Here is an 18,132-nt window from a genome sequence, read left to right as displayed (position 1 = left end):
CCGCGCGGCGGCTCGGGCGCGCCTCACGCGACTCCCGGCCGTCTTCCTTCACAGGCGACGGCGAAGCGGGCCTTCGTCGGGAGAGGCGTTCTCGAACTCACGGCGCCGACCTGTCCGCGATCAGGTGGAAGAAACTGCCCGTGACCCGGCCCAGGCGATGGCCCGCGAGTCCGAGCGGTGTGCCCTCGGCATCCGTGACCTGCGCCAGCGCGAGACCGGCCTCCGGGGCCGGCGTCAATTCGCTCGCGTAATGGAACTCGTGTCCGACGAGGCGGGTGCCGGCGGCGCCGAGCAGCCCGTCGGCGACGAGGCGCGCCACGCGGTAGCCGAGATGGAGCTTGCGCCGCCGGTAGGAGGTCGCCACCGGCAGGAGGCCGAGCATCGGGTGGGTCACCCCATCCGCATCCTCCAGGCTCTCGCCCAGCACCATGTAGCCCCCGCATTCCCCGTGGACCGGGCGACCTTCCGCGAAACGGCGCAGGCCGTCGCGGAAGGCGGTCGCCTGCGCCAGGGTGCCGGCATGGAGTTCCGGGTAGCCGCCGGGCAGCCAGCAGGCGCCGCAATCCTCGGCCGGCGCCTCGTCGGCGAGGGGCGAGAACGGCACGATCTCCGCGCCCGCCGCGCGCCAGCCGGCCATCATGTGAGGGTAGAGGAACGAGAAAGCCGCATCCCGCGCGACCGCGATCCGCTGGGCCGGCGGGTTCGGCAGGCCGCCCGTCGCGGTCGAGGAGTGCCCGCCGGCGACGGCGAGGATCGCGTCGAGGTCGAGGCTCGTCTCCGCTAGATCGGCGAGCCGGTCGAGCCGGGCATGAAGGTCGGCGGTCTCGCCTGCCTGGACGAGACCGAGATGGCGCTCGGGCAGGACGAGGCCCGCCTCGCGCGGAAACGCACCGAGCACCGGCAGTCCGACCCGCGACAGGCCGGCCTCGACCAGCCGGCGATGGCGCGGGCTCGCGACCTTGTTGAGGATCACGCCGGCAATGCGGATGCGCGGATCGTAGGCGGCGCAGCCCAGCGCCACGGCGGCGGCCGATTGCGCGGCGCCCGACACGTCGAGCACCAGCAGCACCGGCCAGCCGTAGCGCGCGGCGATGTCGGCATTGGCCCCCGTGCGGCCCTCGCCGGCCACGATGCCGTCATGCAGGCCCATGGAACCCTCCGCCACCACGAGCGCGGCGTCCCGCGCAGCGAGGCCGGCGCAGGCGTCGAGCAGGGCGTCGGACATGGCGAAGCTGTCGAGGTTGAGGCTGGGCGCGCCCGTTGCCGCCTCGTGGAAGGCGGGGTCGATGTAGTCGGGCCCGCATTTGGCGCCGCGCAGGGCCACGCCCCGGCGGCGCAGCGCCCGCATCAGCGCCAGCGTCACGGTGGTCTTGCCCGAGCCCGAGCGGGGCGCCGCGACGAGGAGGCCGGGGGCGGGGGTCACCGCGCAGCCTCGCCCGGCGTGTCGCCGGCCGCGCCGACGGCGCCGCGGGGACGGAAGCGCCGGTCGTAATCGGGCGCGTAGAGGGCGCTCTCGCGGAAATCCGCAGGGTCGAGGGCGGGCCCGACCAGGATCAGCGCCGTGCGCTCGATCCGTTCCGCCCGCACGCGCTCCGGAAGGTCGGCGAGCGTGCCGGCGAGCGCCCGCTCGTCCGGCCAGGTCGCGCGAAACACGACCGCCGCGGGACAATCCGCCCCGTAGAAGGGCACGAGCTCGGTGCAGGCCTCCTCCACCACGTGGATCGAGAGGTGCAGCGCCAGGGTCGCGCCGGTGCTCGCGAAGGCGGAGAGCCGTTCGCGCTCCGGCATCGGGCTCGCCCGGCCCGAGGTCCGGGTCAGCACCACCGATTGCGTCAGGCCCGGCACGGTCAGCTCGCGGCGCAGCAGGGCGGCGGCGGCGGCGAAGGAGGGGACGCCCGGCGTCACCGTGTAGGGGATGCCGAGGGCGTCGAGCCGGCGGGTCTGCTCGGCCAGCGCGCTCCAGATCGAGAGGTCGCCCGAATGCAACCGGGCCACGTCCCGGCCGGCGGCATGCGCCTCCACGATCTCCGCCATGATCGCGTCGAGGTCGAGGGGCGCGGTGTCGACGATGCGCGCGCCCTCCGGGCACCAGGACAGGATCTCGGGCGCCACCAGCGAGCCCGCATAGAGGCAGACGGGGCAGGCGGCGATGCGGTCGCGCCCGCGCACGGTGATGAGGTCGGCGGCACCGGGGCCGGCGCCGATGAAATGGACGGTCATGGCGTCCGCTTACAGCATCGGACCGGCGATTGGGGAGAGCGGCGCCGATCGTGCCGCGGCTTTACGCGACGCGGACCCGGTTCCGGCCGCCGACCTTCGCCTCGTAGAGCGCCCGGTCCGCCCGCTCCATGGCGTCGTGCAGATCCTCGCCTGCCGCACGCATCGCGACGCCGACGCTCACGGTGACGGGGATCGCCGCCTCCCTCCAGGTCATCGGCGTGCCGACGATCGCGCGGCGCAGGCGCTCCGCGAGATAGGCCGTCGCGTTGTGGTCGCGGCCGGGCAGCACGATGCCGAATTCCTCGCCGCCCAGCCGCGCCATGTGGCCGCCCTGCGGCAGGAGCGTCCCGGCCCGCCGGGTGAATTCCCGCAGCACCGCGTCGCCGCCGGCATGGCCGAAGCGGTCGTTGACCGATTTGAAGTGATCGAGATCGGCCACGATGATGCCGGCCTCGCCCGGATCGTCGCCGATCTCGGCCGCGAGGCCCTGGCGGTTCAGCGCGCCGGTCAGCGGGTCGGTCCGGGCCATTCGCGCCACGACGGCATGCGCCTTCTCGGCCTCCAGCGCGAGGATCGCGGTCGTCAGCACGATCGAGCTGACCTGATCGACGATGAAGATGCCGACGATCGACAGGCGGGCGACGGTTTCGCCGAGCGGCAAGAGGGGCAGGCAGATCGCCAGGGCGATGGCGAGCAGGGCCCAGGCGATCAGCTGGCGCAGCGGCGAGCGCGGCGGGGAGTTGCGGAAGACGTAGAACGCGTTGCCCGATTCGTGGAGCGCGTAGGCGACCGTGCTGCCGGCATTGACCGCGACGGCGTCGAAGCCCGCCAGCGTCATGAGGATGTGCGTGAGGGTGGGAAGCGCGAAGAGGGCGAGCATCGGCCGCGTGACCGGCGGTCGCCCGTCGAACAGGCGCAGCCCCATCCAGAAGGTCGAGCCGGCCATCGACCAGCCGAGCGGCGACCAGACGCTGCCGTAGGAGCCGAAATCGACGAACCAGACGGCCATGCCCGCGCAGACCGCGTAGCTCGCCGCGAACAGGAGGAGATAGGTCTTCTGCCGGTGCAGGAGCCAGGTGCAGAGGAAGATCGCTCCGCAGGAGCCGAACACCAGGAAGTCCGAGAATTGAAGTGTGGGGACCGATAATCCCATCGCCGACCAGACCCTCCCGTGCGCCTGCTCTACCCCCCGAGCGTGAAAGGTTCCCTTCGGCGGTCCGGGCGGGGCGGTTCCGGGTTAATGGATTGTGTCGAGAGGGCTCCGGCACGCAGATGACCGGCGGGGCCGGACGCGCTCATCCCGCGAGCGCGCAGGTCGCCCCGGCGCTGGCGATCCGCGGCAGGACGAGACGCGCCTGCGGGCCGGCGCAGGCGAGCGCTGCGGCCTCCGCCAGGGAGCCGACGCCGCGCAGCGCCTCGATCCGAACGGAACGCGTGACGATCCGCCCGTCGGCCTGCGCCAGCGCTGCCGGATCGAGGGCGCTCGGTGTCAGGCCGAAGGCGGCGGCGGCCTCGCGGATCGCCGGCTCGCCGGCCCGGTCCGCCGCAGTGGCGATGGCGGCAAGAGCGTCCGGCGCGAGGCCCGCCTCACGCAAGGCGCGGTGCACCAAGGCGATGATCTCCGCCGTCGCTGCCGCCCTGCGGAAGCCGATGCCGGCGACCACGGAGGCGGGGCGGGCGCTCACGAGCGCGTCCAGACCCATTGCGTGATCGGCATGGCCGGACGCCAGCCGGTGAGACCGCCGACCGGCACCGCGTGGGCGACCGAGAGACGGCGCAGCGCCCCTCCGCTCTCGGTGAGGGCGGCGAGCAGGGCCGCTTCGCCCTCCAGGGTCACGGCGTTGGCGACGCAGCGTCCGTCCGGGGCAAGCGCGGCGCGGCAGGCGGCGAGCAGGCCGGGCTCCGCTACGCCGCCGCCGACGAAAATCGCCTGCGCCGGGGGGAGGGCCGGCAGCGCCTCCAGCGAAGCGCCGCCGACGATCCGCACCCGGGCGCCGACGCCGAGCGCCTTCGCATTGCGGGCGATCCGCTCGGCCCGGTCCGGACGGCGCTCGACCGCTACGGCGCGGTTGGCGGGATGGCGCAGGCACCACTCGATGGAGATCGAACCCGAGCCGGCGCCGAGATCCCACAACATTTCGCCCGCGCGGGGGCGAAGCGCCGCCAGCGTCACGGCACGGATCTCGGCCTTGGTGAGCTGGCCGTCATTCTCGAACCACGCGTCGTCGAGGCCCGGGCTGAGAGAGAGGATCCGGGCGCCGGGCTCGGCGAGGACCTCGACCGCCAGCGTGTTGAGGGCGGCGATGCCCGTGAGATAGAAGCCATCGGCCGTCCCGTCCCGGACGCGCTCGCGCGGACCGCCCATGGCCTCCAGCACGATCAAGCGCGAGCGGCCGAGGCCGCGTTCGGCGAGCAGGGACGCCACGGCGCCGGGCGTCGTGTCGTCCCAGGACAGGGCGAGGAGGCGGGCGCCGGGCTGGAGATGGGGCACGATGCCGAGAAGGTCGCGCCCGTGCAGGGTCAGGCAGGCGGTCTCGGGCAGCGACCAGCCGAGCCGGGCGGCGGCGAGGCTGAAGGCGGAGGGCTGCGGAAAGGCGCGGATCTCGGAGGCCGGCACCAGCCGGGCGATCTCGGCGCCGATGCCGAAGTGGAAGGGATCTCCGGTGGCGAGGAGGCAGGTGGGTTGCCCGCGCCGGGCCAGGATTCCGGGATAGGCATCCGTGATCGGGCTCGGCCAGGGCCGGCCCTCGCCGGTGAGGGGCGCGGCCAGGGCGAGGTGGCGGCGGCCGCCGTAGATCACCGCTGCGCCGTCGAGGGCTGCGGCGGCGGCGGGCGAGAGGCCGGCCCGCCCGTCCTCGCCGATGCCGACGATGCTGAGCCAGGGGGCGGAGCCGGGCTCGGGGAGAAGCGGCGCGGTCATGGTCCGCGCCGCCGGTCTTCGATGTGCATGAGGGCCGGCTCGGGTGAGGCTGATGGTCTCGCAAGGCCCTCCGTTACGCGCCCCCGGCCCCGACGGCCAGGGGCGGTTGCGCGCCTGCGGACCTTCAGCCGGCCGCCGGACGGGCGGCCAGCGGCAGGGCGGCGTCCGGCACGGCCGGTCCGGGCACGCCGAGATAGGCGCGGCGGGCGGGCTTGAGCACGTACCAAGCGAGGGCCGCCACGATGAGGTCGAGGACGATGGCGATGCCGAAGACCGGCACCCAGCTTCCTACCGCGTCGTGGATCAGGGCCGCCACGGGGCCGCCGAGCAGCGAGCCCACGCCCTGCGCCATGTAGAGGAAGCCGTAATTCGTGGTCGCGTGCTTCGTGCCGAAGGTGTCGGTCAGCGTCGAGGGGAAGAGCGAGAAGATCTCGCCCCAGGCGAAGAACACGACCCCCGAGAGCAGCGCGAAGGCGTAGGCGTTCTCGCGGAACACCAGCAGCAGGCCGATCGCCACCGCTTCGAGGGCGAAGGCCACCGCCATGGTGTTCTCGCGGCCGACATGGTCCGAGACCCAGCCGAAGAAGGGCCGCGTCAGGCCGTTGGTGATCCGGTCGAAGGTGAGCGCGAAGGGAAGCGCGGCAAAGCCGAACACCATCGCGTCCGCGACGCCGAATTCCTTCGCGAAGGCGGCGAACTGCGCGACCACCATCAGGCCGCCGGTCGACATCATCGCCATCATGGCGAACATCAGCCAGAACAGCGGGGTCCGCAGCATCTGGGCCGGGGCCACGTCGCGGGCGGCGCTCGCGACCTTGTCGGTGGGGATGGCGGGGGTCTCGCCGGCTTTCGGCGTGCGCAGGCCGAGCGCCGCGACGACGCCGATCGCCGCCATGATCGCGCCGAACACCAGCAGCGTGTGGCGGTAGCCCGAGGCGGCGATCATGTCGGTGATGGGGAAGGTGGTGGCGATGGCGCCCATGCCGTAGCCCGCTGCCACGACGCCGACGGCGAAGCCGCGCCGCTCGGGGAACCAGCGCACCATCAGCCCGACCACGCCGACATAAACGATGCCGGTGCCGAGCCCGCAGAGCAGACCGTAGGTTGCGTAGAGGCCCCAGAGCGTGTCGGTGTAGGAGGCCGCGACCCAGCCGATCCCCGAGAGGCCGGCGCCGAGCGCGATCATCGCCTTGGCGCTGAAGCGCTCGATCAGCCAGCCCTGCACCGGCGAGAAGAAGGTCTGGAGCACGATCAGCAGCGTGAAGGCGACCTGCACGGCCGCCAAGCTCGCTCCCGTCGTCACCTGGAACGGCTTCACGAACAGCGTCCAGACGTATTGCGGGCTCGAGATCGTCATCATCACGAGGAGACCCAGGCCCAGCTGGATCCACCGCGTGCGGTTCGAGATTGTATCCATCATTCACTCCTCGACGGCATCGCGACGCCGCAAGGAGCGTGCCAGAAAAGAACCTCAGGTTCCGGCAGAGACGAGCCAGCAGGCGCCGCCGAGCCTGACAGGGCCGGAGCCGAACCGCTCGGCGAAGAGCGCGGTGATGATTTCGAGGGCAGCCTGCCGCACGGCCGGCTCGCTCTCGCGCAGCAGCCGCGCGATCGGGCCGCGGGTCGCGGCGAACTCCGCCGCGGCCTCCGGGGTATCGCCGAGCAGCATGGTCCGATCGAGCGGCTCGTGCTCGACGGCGCGGAAGCCGGCTGCCTCAAGAATAGGCAGAAGCGCCTCGCGCGCGGCGAAGCGGAAGGGCCCCGGCCCATCGGGGGCCGCCGGCTCGACCGGGGGCAGCAGCGGCAGAACCGCCGCCCGCGGGACCGTCACCCAATCGTTCTCGTCCATCGGGCGCCAGCAGAGGAAAGTCAGGCGCCCGCCCGTCACGAGCGCCCGGCGGATGTTGCGGAAGGCGGCGATGGAATCGTCGAAGAACATCACGCCGAAGCGCGAGAGGGCGTGATCGAAGGCTGCCCCGAAATCGTGCTCCTGCGCATCGGCCCTGAGCCACTCCACCGGGGCGGCGCCCGGCAAGTCCTGCGCCGCCCGTGCGCGAGCGGTGTCCAGAAGCGGCTGCGAGAGGTCGGCGGCGGTAACGTGGCCGCTGCTCCCGAGCGTCCGGGCCGCGATCAGGGCCGTCTCGCCGGCCCCACAGCCGATATCGAGCACGCGCTGGCCCGGCTTCAGGGCGGCGCGGGCGAACAGGGCCTCGGTAAAGGGCGCGAAGGCGCGATCCAGCGCATGATGGTGGGCGGCCCAGCGCTGGCCGACCTCGCCGTTCCAGTAATCGCTCTGGTCCTGGTTGACCGCGCTCATGCCGTCTCCGTTCGCTGTCCCGACGCGGCCAGCGCCTCGAAGGCCATCGCCACCGCCACCGCGCCCGGATCGGGATGCCCCTCAAGGTCAGCGCTGGCAAGATAGCTCGAACGGCCGGTGCCGGCCCGCGAAAGGCCCGCGGTCGCCTCCGCTCCGGCGCGGGCCGCCCGCGCGGCCTCCGGCAGGCCGGAGGCGGCGAGGGCGTCGACCGCCGGAATCAGCGCGTCGAGGAGCGTGCGGTCGCCGGGGCCCGCACCGCCGGCATCGCGCAGCCGCTGAACGCCGACGGCGCAGGCCTTCGCCCAATCCGCGCCGTCCCCCAGCGCCGATCCGAGCGCGGAGAAGAAGATGGAGAGCAGCACGCCGCTCGTGCCGCCCGCAGCCCGGCCCAGGCGCTCGCCGAGCGCCCGGCAGAGCGGAGCGGGCTCGGCCAGAGGCAGACGGTCGATCTCGCTCAGCACGGCGCGGGCCTCGGAGGCGAAGGTCGAGCCAGCATCGCCGTCGCCGACCCGGGCGTCGAGGGCGTTGAGCGGCGCCTCCGCCGCGATCAGTGCCCGGCAGACCGCCTCGATCCGCGCGGCCACCACGGCATCCTGCGAGGGCGTCGGCGGCAGGCCGCCGCCCAGCCCCTCCGGCAGGGGCCGGACGAGCGGTTCGCGCAAGGTCCGCGCGCGGGGCCAAGCCGCGACCGGCGTCTGCGCCAGGAGGGCCGCCTCGATCTCCGCGTCCAGGGCCAGGAAGGAAAGGGAGGCGCCGTGCATGTCGAGCGCCGTCATGGCGCGCGTGGGGCCGAGCAGGAGGCGCACGCGCCGCCCGAGATCGGTCGCCAGCACCGCCTTCGTCAGCACCTCCATCTCCAGGGCCGTGGTGGAGCCGAGATCGTTGACGAGCAGCGCGAGGCGTCCGGCCCCGGCGATGGGAGCAGGGAAGCGAGCGGTCATCAGTTCGGCAAGCGCGCTCGCGGGCGGCAGCGCGATGCGTTCGATGCCGGGCTCGCCGTGGATGCCGAGCCCCAGTTCCGCCTGTCCCTCGGCAAGGCGCGGCTCCGGCGTCGCGCCGGGCATGGTGGCGGTGGAAACGGCGATGCCGAGCGTGCGGGCCGCGGCCGCCGTCCGGCGCGCGAGCGCCGCCACGGCCTCCAGCGAGGCGCCGGAGGCGGCGGCGTGGCCTGCCACCTTGTGGACGAAGAGGGTGCCGGCGAGGCCTCGCGGCTGCTTGGCGTCGGGCAGGGCGATGTCGTCGGCCACCAGCACGGTCTCGACCCTGAGGCCGGCGGCGCGGGCGCGCTCGGCGGCCAGCCCGAAATTCAGCCGGTCGCCGGCATAGTTCTTCACCACGAGCAGGCAGCCCGCCTCGCCCGTGACCGCGAGGATGCCGGCGAGTACGGCATCGGCGGAGGGTGAAGCGAAGACGTCGCCGCAGACCGCCGCCGAGAGCAGGCCCGGCCCGACGAAGCCCGCATGGGCCGGCTCGTGCCCCGAGCCGCCCCCGGAGACGACGGCGACCTTGCCCGGATCGGGCTCGGCGCGCAGCACGACGCGGATCTCGGGATCGCCGTCGAGACGCGCCAGCGCCCCGCCGCTGCCCGCGACGAGCCCTTCGACCGCGTCGTTCACGAGGCTGGCGCGCTCGTCGATGAAATGGGCCATGGGCGGTTCCTCCCGGCACGCCGGCTTGTGAGGCAGGCTGTCCCGGCAAGGGTAAGGCGGGCCGGGTGCGCTACAAACCCCGGCCTACAGCGCGCGTCAGAGCCCGGCCGCGCCGCCGTCGGAGCGCGGATCGTGCGTCGCCTCGATGCGCCCGTTCCGCGGGTGCCGCACCAGCATGCCGGCATGTCCAAGCGAGTCGATATAGGCGCCGCCCAGTTCCTCGATGTCGTGGCCCATGCGCCGCAACGCGGCGATGCAGGCCGGATCGAAGCGGTCCTCGACCTTCACGCTGAGCGACTCGGCGCCCCAGGTGCGTCCGTAGAGCAGGCGCGGCGCGTCGACGGCCTCGGCCACCGACATCCCGTAATCGGCGTAGCGGGTGAAGATCTGCGCCTGGAATTGCGGCTGCCCGTCGCCGCCCATGGAGCCGTAGGACATCACCCGCCCGTCGTCGAAGGCGGCCAGTGCCGGGATCAGGGTGTGGAACGGGCGCCGGCCCGGCTCCAGCGGATTCACGGCGTTCGCGTCGAGCGAGAAGGACATGCCCCGGTTCTGCCAGCAGATGCCGGTGGCGGGCAGCACCGTGCCGGAGCCGTATTCCCAGTAGACCGACTGGATGAAGGAGACGGCCATGCCGTCGTTGTCGATGGCGCCCATCCAGACCGTGTCGCCCTCGCCCGAGCGGACGGGGATGCTGGCGGCGCGCGCCCTGTCGATCAGCGCGGCCTCGCGGTCGAGGCGGCGGGCATCGAGGAAGGCGGACGGATCGCCCTTCAGGCGGTCGAAGTCGGTGACGAAGCCGTCGCGGATGGCGAAGGCGCGCTTCGTCGCCTCGATCAGCCCGTGATAATGCGCCGTCGTTTCCGGCTCGCGGACGTTCAGCCGGTCGAAGATCCCCAGGATGATCAGCGCCGCGAGGCCCTGGGTCGGCGGCGGGAAGTTGTAGAGCGTGGCATCGCGCCGCCGCAGGGTCAGCGGCGCCCGCTCCTTGGCCACGTAGGCCTTGAGGTCGTCGCGGGTGACCGGCGCGCCGAGGCGTTCCAGGTCGGCGGCGATCTCGCGGCCGATATCGCCCCGGTAGAAATCGTCCAACCCGGCATGGGCGAGCTGGGTCAGGGTGTCTGCGAGCTTGGGCTGGGCCCGGATCGCGCCGGCCGCATAAGGCTTGCCGTCGTCGAGATAGGTTTTCGCGAAATTCGGCGCGTCGTGGAGCGTGTCGAGTTCCTTCGGCACGTAGCGCGCCTCCGAGGCCGAGACCGCGCAGCCCTCGCGGGCGTGGCGGATGGCGTCGGCGAGGATCGCGTCGAGGGGGAGCCGGCCGCCGAAGGCGCGGGCCATGTCGAGCGCGAGGCGCCAGCCGCCGACCGTGCCGGCGACCGTCACCGCCGCGTCGGGACCGCGGGAGGGGATCGCCTCGTACGCCTTCTCGCGGTAGCGGGCGCGGGTGGCGAGTGCGCCCGCCGGGCCGCAGGCCTCGATGCCCCGAACGCGGCCGTTCCGCTCGCGGATCAGCCAGAAGCCGTCGCCGCCGATGCCGTTCATGTGCGGGTAGACCACCGCGATGGCGGCGGCCATGGCGAGCATCGCCTCGATGGCGTTGCCGCCCTGCGCCAGCACGCTCTGCCCGGCCGCGGCCGCGAGGCTGTGGGGGGCGGCGACGGCCGCGTGGGCGAAGACGGGTGTGTCGGGCATGATCGCGTTCTGATGAAACCTGAGATCGGGATGGACCGGGAGGCAGGATCAGGACCATGTGCGCGCCGGGAGGGCAACCGAAACACGCTCCACTGCGACGCATCCCCGGTATTCACGGCTCACTCGACCGCCCCGGCGCACGGTCCAGTGCCCGCTCCCGGAGATCCGACACGCTGGGCGCCAGACGCACGATCGCGTGAGTTCCGAGAAGGTTCCCGGGACTCTGCCGCCTTTCAGTCAATGTTGCAGAAATGGAACTGCGCCGACGCGGGCGGGCTGACATGATCGGCTTCGCGAATCGGCGGGCATTTCAGAACATGAAGCAAAATGATCGGGCGATCCTTCAGGATCGTGTGAGGACACTTGTCTTGCGCCATGCTTTGGAGGCAACGCTTCAGCGGCTGTCCCAGCTTTCCGGCACAAGTGCAGAGGAAGAATTGTTGCGGCTCGAGCATTCCATCGTCCTCGCGACGCGGCGCATGGGTGAGGTGCCGGGACATGTGCAGCTCGCGACCCTGGTCGCCGTCGAGGACGCGGTGGGAACCATTCGCGCCGCCTTCGACACCGCGCATCAGCGCATCGAAATGGCCCCGGCCACACCGCTCGCGGCCTGATCGCTCGCATTTTCGCATCCGCGCCCCGGCGCAGCGATTGAATTGCCGTCTCGCCATAGGCATATCGCCCCCGCTTTTTTCGCGCGTCCCTTACCGCTCCTCTGCCGCGCCGCCTCGATCGGGCGGCGGCCCATGGCCGGAGCATCGTGGGGCACGCTAGAACGGGAGAGATGCTCTTGAGCGAGACGGTGGAGCGGCACGAATTCGGTGCCGAGGTCGGGCGCCTGTTGGACCTCGTGGTTCACGCGCTCTATTCCGACCGCGAGATCTTCCTGCGCGAACTGGTGGCCAACGCCGCCGACGCGACCGACCGGCGCCGTTTCGAGGCGCTGACCGACGAGGCCCTGGCGCTTCCCTCCGACGCCCGGGTGCTGATCGCGCCGGACAAGGCGGCGCGCACGCTCACGATCTCCGATTCCGGCATCGGCATGAGCAAGGAGGATCTGGCGCAGAACCTCGGGACCATCGCCCGCTCGGGCACCCGCGCCTTCTCGCAGGCGCTCGGCGAGACGAAAGCGGGTGAGGGCAGCGAGGACCTGCGTCCGAGCCTGATCGGCCAGTTCGGCGTCGGCTTCTATTCCGCCTTCATGGTGGCCGACCGCGTCACCGTCACGTCGCGGCGCGCGGGCAGCGAGGAGGCCTGGGCCTGGGCCTCGGACGGCAAGGGCAGCTACACCCTGGAGCCGGCCACCCGCGAGGGAGCCGGCACCGACATCGTGCTGCACCTCAAGGAGGATGCCGACGAGTATCTGGAGAGCTACCGGCTCGATCACGTCGTGCGCAAATGGGCCGACAACATCGCCGTGCCGATCGCGATCCGCGACGCGGAGGGCAAGGAGGAGGCGGCCAACCGCGGCACCGCCCTCTGGCGCAAGCCGAAATCCGAAATCACGGAAGAGCAGTACAAGGAGTTCTACCGCACCGTCAGCCACGGCTTCGACGAGCCTTGGGCGACCCTGCACTGGCGGGCGGAGGGCGCCCTCGAATTCACCGGCCTCCTGTTCGTGCCGAGCATGAAGCCGTTCCTGGCGGTGGAGGACGAGCGCCGCTCCAAGGTGCGCCTGCACGTGCGCCGCATGTTCATCACCGACGAGGCCGATCTGTTGCCGAACTGGCTGCGCTTCGTCCACGGCGTGGTCGATACGGACGATCTGCCGCTCAACGTCTCCCGCGAGATGCTGCAATCGACGCCGGCGCTCGCCAAGATCCGCCGCGCCGTGACCACCCGCGTGATCAACGAGCTGTCGAGCCGCTCCAAGAACGCCGAGAAGGCCGAGGAATACCAGAAGTTCTTCGAGAATTTCGGGCCGGTGCTCAAGGAAGGCATCTACGAGGATTTTGAGCGCCGCGCCGAGATCGCGCCGCTCCTGCGCTTCCGCTCCTCCACGCAGGAGGGCTGGACCTCGCTGCCCGATTACGTGGCGCGGATGAAGCCCGAGCAGGAGGCGATCTACTACCTCGTCGCCGACGACGTGGAGGCCCTCAAGAACTCCGCTCAGCTCGAAGGTTTCCGTGCCCGCGACGTCGAGGTGCTGCTGCTCTCCGACCACGTCGACGCCTTCTGGCCGGAGCAGCTGGGCAAGTTCGAGGACAAGCCCCTGCGCTCGGTCACGCAGGGCTCGGCCGACCTCGCCAAGTTCAAAACCGAGGGCGAGGAGGCGGAGGCCCCCCCGGTCGACAAGCTTGTGGCCGCGCTCAAGCTCGCGTTGGAGCCCGACGTCGCCGACGTCCGCACGACCGACCGCCTCGTCGACAGCGCGGTGGTGCTCGCCGCCTCCGGCACGGGGCCGGACCTGCAGATGCAGCGCCTGCTGCGCCGGGCCGGCCGCGGCTTCGGCGGGGGCGCGCCGATCCTGGAAATCAATCCGCGCCACGCCCTGATCCGCGCGCTCAACGAGCGGGCCGAGGCCGGTGAGGATCTCAAGGATCAGGCGGGCACTTTGCTCGATCTCGCCCGGGTTCAGGACGGCGACACGCCCCGCGATCCGGTGGCCTTCGCCCGCGCCGTCGCGGCGGCCCTGGCCGGCACGGTCGCCTGAGGTCCCGCCCGCCCGGGGGCGGGATGCGGGCTCAGATCCGCGTCCCGTCATCCCGGGGCGGCGCGCCGCAGCGGAAGCGGGCGACCCGCCAGCGGTCACCATGCGCGTTCTGCCACGCCGCCATCTGCGGTTGAGCCACCGACAGGCATTGCTGAGGCGTGACGACGTCCTCGTTGAAGCGGTGGACGCGCATCACGCAATGCGTGGGATTGTTGACCATGCAGGTCAGGAAGTAGAGGCCGTAGAGCATGCGCCGGGGCTCCGTGCTGGCGTGGGTCTCTCCTCCCGGGCCGCTTCTTGTTCTGACCGCCAGAGGCATCGCAACGAGCGTGCCGGAAGTTCCCGCACCGCCTGCAGCGGTTGCTGGCCGGCAAGACGTGTTGCGAGCCGGCCGCATCGTGATCTCCGTCGGCCCTCGCGCCCGACTCGGCGGCGTTGACAGCCTCGCCGCATCCGCGCGAACACCGAGCCATGGCCGCCGACCCCCTCACCGATCCCCAGACCGCCCGCCTCGACCGGCGGGTGACATGGAGCGTGATCGCCCTCGTGGCCGCGACCGTGCTGGTCGGCGCCCTCGTGCCCGGCGCGCCCCGCCACGCCGCGCTGGCCCCGGCCCAGGATCCGGCCTGCGCCGAGTGGGGCGACGGCTGCAAGGTCTGCCGCCGCACCGAGGACGGGGCGGCCTGCTCGCTGCCGGGCATCGCCTGCACGCCGGGCGCCATGGCCTGCCTGCGCGCCGCGGGAGAACCGTGAGCCGGCCGACGTTCCGCTTCGCGCCGAGCCCGAATGGTCGCCTGCATCTCGGCCACGCCTATTCCGCCCTCCTGAACGCGCGCATCGCCGGGCGCTTGGGCGGGCGCCTGCTCCTGCGCATCGAGGACATCGATCCCGGCCGTTGCCGGCCCGAATTCGTGGACGGCATCCTCGCGGATCTCGACTGGCTGGGCCTCACCTTCGAGGCATCCGTCCGCCGTCAATCCGAGCATCTTTCGGACTATGCCGCAGCCCGCGACCGGCTGGCGGCGGACGGCCTGACCTACCCTTGCTTCTGCTCGCGGGGGCAGATCGGGGCCGACATCGCCGCCCGCGAGGCGCGAGGGGAGGGGAGGGCGCGCGATCCCGACGGGGCGCCCCTCTATCCGGGCACCTGCCGCGGCCTGTCCCCGGAGGAGCGGCGCGCCCGCATCGCGCGGGGCGAGCCGCATACCTGGCGCCTCGACATGGAGGCCGCGCTCCGAACGCGGACCGATCCTCCCGTCATCCGCCGCTTCTCACCCGATGACGGGGCGCAGGAGACGGTCGCGGCCGATCCCGCCCGCTGGGGCGATGCGGTGATCGCCCGGCGCGACGTACCGGCGAGCTACCATCTCTCGGTGGTCTGGGACGACGCCGTTCAGGGGATCACCCACGTGGTACGCGGGCAGGATCTGGAGGCGGCGACCGATCTCCACGCCCTGCTCCAGAGCCTCCTGGATCTGCCCGCCCCGGCCTATCACCATCACGCCCTGATCCGGACGGAGAGCGGCGAGAAGCTCGCCAAGTCGAAAGGGTCGGAAGCTTTGGCCGACCTGCGCGCCCGGGGCGCCACGGCCGGTGAGGTGCGGGCGATGCTCGGATTTTAGAGGCCGGCAGCCGAACGACAGCGCCTACAGGGCGGCTAATGCTGCCTTCGACGAGGGGGGGAGGGCCTAGCTCAAGGGCGTCCAGCAAACCTGGTTGCAGTTCCGCACGCAGGCCTGCGAATGGCCGGGCCGGGTCTATCCGGGCGGCCGTATCGGCGGCCCGCTCTCGGGCGTGTGCTACACCGAGCAGACGGCGCTGCGCGCGATCGACCTCATCGCAATCCGGGACTCGCTCGAGACGCGATAGCTCCAGATCGCCCGCCGCTCACCGCATCGCGTCGCGCTGCGCCATCGCCGTGGCGGTCTTCGACTTCTGCATGGTCGCGTCGATCTGCTCGCGCTGGCGCCTGAACTCGGCGAGCAGGCGTCCGTCGAGCTCGCGCCCGCGCGGCACGCGGATCTTCATCGGATCGACGAAGTGGCCGTTGATGATCACCTCGTAGTGCAGGTGTGCGCCGGTGGAGAGACCGGTGGAGCCGACATACCCGATCACCTGCCCCTGGCGGACCCGGGCGCCCGCGCTGACGCCGCGAGCAAAGCGCGACATGTGGTTGTAGGTCGTGACGTAGCCGTTGATGTGCTGCACCTCGACCCGGCGCCCGTAGCCGGAATCCCACTCGGCCTTGATCACCGTGCCGTTGCCCGCGGCCACGATCGGCGTGCCGATCGGGTTGGCCCAGTCCACACCGGTATGCAGCTTGGCGTAGCCGAGGATCGGGTGGCGGCGATAACCGAAGCCCGAGCGCATGATGCCGTCGGCGATGGGCTTGCGGATCAGGAACTTCTTGAGCGAGCGGCCCTGCTCGTCGAGGAAGTCGATCGAGCCGTCGTCGGGTGATTGGAAACGGTAGACCTTGCGCCACTCGCCGCCGAGATTGAGCGCGGCGTAGAGCAGTTCCGGCCGCTCGGCGGCGTTGGGACCCGCTTCCTCGTCGTAGGTGTAGAACAGATCGATCCCGTCGCCCGCCGAGATGCGGCGCTGGAAGTCGATGTCGTAGCTGAAGATCCGGACGATATCCTCGACCGTGGCGCGAGGCACGTCGTGGCGCGCACCGGTCTCGTAGAGGCTCTGGTAGAGGCGGGGGCCGCTGCCCTGGTCCTCCTCGTCCTCGCTGTCGGCGGTATCGGCCTGGGCCTGTTCCCGGCTGCGGCCCCGCGTCTCGTCGACCGGCGGCGCGACGGCCACGAAGCTCCCGCGATCGTTGATCGCGGCGATGGCCTGCACGCCGCTCTCGCCGAAGAGCACCACCCGCGTGACCTGCCGGCCGTCGCCGGACCGGGGCCCGGGGGCGATCTGCACCCGGAATTGCTGCCCTTCCGACAGGGCTGCGACCTTCGCCTTGCCGCCGAGTGCGGCCACGATACCCGCGACCGCAGGGTCGGAGGCGTGGCCCGTCGCCTTGAGCAAGGCCTCGAGGCTGTCGCCGCGCTTGAGCGCGAGGTCGCGTTCCTCCACCAGCGGCGCCTCGCCGGGGCGCAACTCCACCTTGGCGAGCTTCGTCACGTTCTCGGGGACGACGAGCACCTCGATCGACTTAAAGGGGCTGCCGTCCTCGCCGAGCTTGCCCTTGCCGTTCCCTTGGCCGCTTGCCTGTCCGTTTCCTTCGCCGAACCCGAAGGCGGAGCCCTGCTGCAGGGTGCGCGAGAGCAGGATCTGGGGTGCGAGCGGCAGGGCGGTGCGGCGGCCGGCTTCCGCCGCGAGGCGGCGCTCCTCCTCGACCTGAGCGGTCACGTCCTCGTCCGACAGCGCCGGGGCGCCGGGCTCGATGGCGAGTTCGCCGAGATCCCTTTTGACCACCGTGACCTCGGCGCCCGGCGCATCCGCCGCGCCGGGATCGGGTGCGCGCTCCTGCGGCTCGTCCGAGACGAACTTCATCGGATCGAAGCGGGGGATGTCGCTCGCGAACACGCCGGTCGACATCGAGAGGTTCGAGGCGATCCGGACGAAGGGACGGACCTTGATGATTTCCCGGTCCCCGAGCCGCACCGTCACAGGCGTGCGGAAGCTCTGCTTGGCCGAGGCGATCATGAGATTGCGCACGAGCCGGTCGCCCTTCTGCGCCGAGGCGACGCCGGGCTCCTCGCTGAGCGGACCCTGCAAGCGGGGGGGCGGGGCGGGGCGATCCGAGACGGAGGCGAGCGAGACCTCGCCCTGAAGCGAGACGTGGATCGCCGCGCCGATCAGGAGCGCGCCGGTGATGCCGGTGAGCGCACTGGCGCAGAGCCAGCGCAGGTTGACGTCCCGTCGGTCGATCTGGCGGGCATCGGCGCCGAGCAGGTTGAGCGGCGGCTCCACGCCGCGCGGGAGTCCTGCCGGGCGCCGCTTCGACGCCTCGGTCGCTCCCCCGATCTTCAGTCGCTCGCGCGTCACGGACTTCCTCTGCGTCGGCGCTGCGGACCGGATCGCCGTTCCGTCCTACCAGACTCGCGGGTCGCGAGCGACTTGGGACTTCGCGGCATGAAGGCTGGCCGACGGAGAACCGATCTCCGGGGCCAGCATGTCCAGATTGAGGCGGTACGAGCAGAGGAAGTGGCCCATCCCCGACGCCACTGTCGCACGGCCTTCATCCCGGCGTGGTGAACTGCGCAACTTTTTCGAATCGGTCTGTTGACGTTGGTCGGGGCTGTCCGTAGAAGCTACCTCACCGACGGGGCGCCGCGGTCCACCGCTTGGTGGTCAGGCGCTTCGGGGTCTTCGGAGTTTGTGGTGGAGCGGAGCTGATCCGGGTGACTGGATCGGGCGATCGCTGTCCTTCCTGCTCCGGGGTGTCGGCGCTTCCGGACGCTTCGGCGTCCGCTCGGAGCGGTTGACAGGACGGTTCGCCGGCTCTAGACGCCGCGGACCGCTGCGGCGGGGCCAAGATGGCGACTGTGGTCGCCGGCCCTGCAGAGGATTGATCGCCGAGGGTGGGCTGGATGGGCCGGGCAACCGGGCTGTCGGCGCGTCTTCGGTGGAGGGTTATACCCGCAAGGGTGTAGGCTTCGCGCTCTTTGACAAGTGAATCGAGAGAAAGAGAAACGTGGGCGGCTTGTTTTCGTCCTTGCGGGTTCGAGCGATC

General features: G+C 71.8%; 16 protein-coding genes. 5 read left to right on the top strand and 11 right to left on the bottom strand.

All coding sequences use genetic code 11. The features are described from left to right. Nucleotides 1-97: 97 nt before the first annotated feature. The 9 genes from BY998_RS11215 to BY998_RS11175 all read right to left on the bottom strand — a co-directional run bounded on the left by BY998_RS11215 (nucleotide 98) and on the right by BY998_RS11175 (nucleotide 10,798). Nucleotides 98-1,423: a cobyrinate a,c-diamide synthase gene (locus BY998_RS11215; protein WP_110351714.1), complete on the bottom strand. Its 1,326-nt coding sequence runs from the start codon at nucleotides 1,421-1,423 to the stop codon at nucleotides 98-100. Next, nucleotides 1,420-2,220, bottom strand: coding sequence for a precorrin-4 C(11)-methyltransferase (gene cobM, locus BY998_RS11210; RefSeq protein WP_110351713.1), 801 nt, complete (start codon nucleotides 2,218-2,220; stop codon nucleotides 1,420-1,422). The genes BY998_RS11215 and cobM overlap by 4 nt, the downstream gene beginning before the upstream one ends. Before the next feature lie 61 nt (nucleotides 2,221-2,281). After that, nucleotides 2,282-3,373 carry a GGDEF domain-containing protein gene (locus BY998_RS11205; RefSeq protein ID WP_110351712.1) on the bottom strand — a complete coding sequence of 364 codons (1,092 nt, stop codon included), beginning with the start codon at nucleotides 3,371-3,373 and terminating at the stop codon, nucleotides 2,282-2,284. Nucleotides 3,374-3,515: 142 nt separating this feature from the next. After that, on the bottom strand, nucleotides 3,516-3,923 hold the full coding sequence (locus BY998_RS11200; RefSeq protein ID WP_110351711.1) for a cobalamin biosynthesis protein: 408 nt from the start codon (nucleotides 3,921-3,923) through the stop codon (nucleotides 3,516-3,518). After that, on the bottom strand, nucleotides 3,902-5,140 hold the full coding sequence (cbiE, locus tag BY998_RS11195; protein ID WP_110351710.1) for a precorrin-6y C5,15-methyltransferase (decarboxylating) subunit CbiE: 1,239 nt from the start codon (nucleotides 5,138-5,140) through the stop codon (nucleotides 3,902-3,904). The genes BY998_RS11200 and cbiE overlap by 22 nt, the downstream gene beginning before the upstream one ends. A gap of 124 nt (nucleotides 5,141-5,264) precedes the next feature. After that, on the bottom strand, nucleotides 5,265-6,557 hold the full coding sequence (gene oxlT / locus BY998_RS11190; protein WP_110351840.1) for an oxalate/formate MFS antiporter: 1,293 nt from the start codon (nucleotides 6,555-6,557) through the stop codon (nucleotides 5,265-5,267). Between the two features lie 54 nt (nucleotides 6,558-6,611). Next, the gene (locus BY998_RS11185; RefSeq protein ID WP_110351709.1) at nucleotides 6,612-7,457 is read right to left on the bottom strand and encodes a methyltransferase domain-containing protein; all 846 of its coding nucleotides are present in this window, start codon (nucleotides 7,455-7,457) and stop codon (nucleotides 6,612-6,614) included. Next, on the bottom strand, nucleotides 7,454-9,106 hold the full coding sequence (locus tag BY998_RS11180; RefSeq protein ID WP_110351708.1) for a dihydroxyacetone kinase subunit DhaK: 1,653 nt from the start codon (nucleotides 9,104-9,106) through the stop codon (nucleotides 7,454-7,456). The genes BY998_RS11185 and BY998_RS11180 overlap by 4 nt, the downstream gene beginning before the upstream one ends. A 96-nt stretch (nucleotides 9,107-9,202) precedes the next feature. After that, nucleotides 9,203-10,798, bottom strand: coding sequence for a gamma-glutamyltransferase family protein (locus BY998_RS11175; protein WP_110351707.1), 1,596 nt, complete (start codon nucleotides 10,796-10,798; stop codon nucleotides 9,203-9,205). Nucleotides 10,799-11,115: 317 nt separating this feature from the next. Between BY998_RS11175 and BY998_RS11170 the strand changes: the two genes are divergently transcribed. Continuing rightward, entirely contained in the window at nucleotides 11,116-11,412 is a 297-nt protein-coding gene (locus tag BY998_RS11170) for a hypothetical protein (RefSeq protein WP_110351839.1), read from the top strand. Nucleotides 11,413-11,588: 176 nt separating this feature from the next. Next, nucleotides 11,589-13,451 carry a molecular chaperone HtpG gene (htpG, locus tag BY998_RS11165; protein WP_110351838.1) on the top strand — a complete coding sequence of 621 codons (1,863 nt, stop codon included), beginning with the start codon at nucleotides 11,589-11,591 and terminating at the stop codon, nucleotides 13,449-13,451. A 31-nt stretch (nucleotides 13,452-13,482) separates the two neighbouring features. On the opposite strand, the gene BY998_RS11160 is transcribed toward htpG, so the two are convergent. Next, nucleotides 13,483-13,701 (bottom strand): hypothetical protein, encoded by a 219-nt coding sequence (locus BY998_RS11160; protein ID WP_110351706.1) that lies wholly within the window; start codon nucleotides 13,699-13,701, stop codon nucleotides 13,483-13,485. A gap of 221 nt (nucleotides 13,702-13,922) precedes the next feature. Between BY998_RS11160 and BY998_RS11155 the strand changes: the two genes are divergently transcribed. The 3 genes from BY998_RS11155 (at nucleotide 13,923) to BY998_RS11145 (ending at nucleotide 15,320) form a co-directional block, all read left to right on the top strand. After that, nucleotides 13,923-14,204, top strand: coding sequence for a hypothetical protein (locus BY998_RS11155; protein ID WP_110351705.1), 282 nt, complete (start codon nucleotides 13,923-13,925; stop codon nucleotides 14,202-14,204). After that, on the top strand, nucleotides 14,201-15,073 hold the full coding sequence (gene gluQRS / locus BY998_RS11150) for a tRNA glutamyl-Q(34) synthetase GluQRS (protein ID WP_110351704.1): 873 nt from the start codon (nucleotides 14,201-14,203) through the stop codon (nucleotides 15,071-15,073). The genes BY998_RS11155 and gluQRS overlap by 4 nt, the downstream gene beginning before the upstream one ends. A gap of 94 nt (nucleotides 15,074-15,167) precedes the next feature. Continuing rightward, a complete protein-coding gene (locus tag BY998_RS11145) occupies nucleotides 15,168-15,320 on the top strand; it encodes a hypothetical protein (protein ID WP_245421554.1) in 153 nt (50 codons plus the stop codon). An 18-nt stretch (nucleotides 15,321-15,338) separates the two neighbouring features. Here BY998_RS11145 and BY998_RS11140 read toward each other — a convergent pair whose 3' ends face one another. Beyond that, nucleotides 15,339-17,444, bottom strand: coding sequence for a M23 family metallopeptidase (locus BY998_RS11140; protein ID WP_110351703.1), 2,106 nt, complete (start codon nucleotides 17,442-17,444; stop codon nucleotides 15,339-15,341). Nucleotides 17,445-18,132: the final 688 nt, after the last annotated feature.

This window comes from Methylobacterium sp. B4 (assembly GCF_003201865.1).
GTDB lineage: Bacteria > Pseudomonadota > Alphaproteobacteria > Rhizobiales > Beijerinckiaceae > Methylobacterium.
The sequence above is the reverse complement of the archived record's forward strand: the minus strand, read 5'-3'. Positions and strand labels throughout refer to the sequence as shown.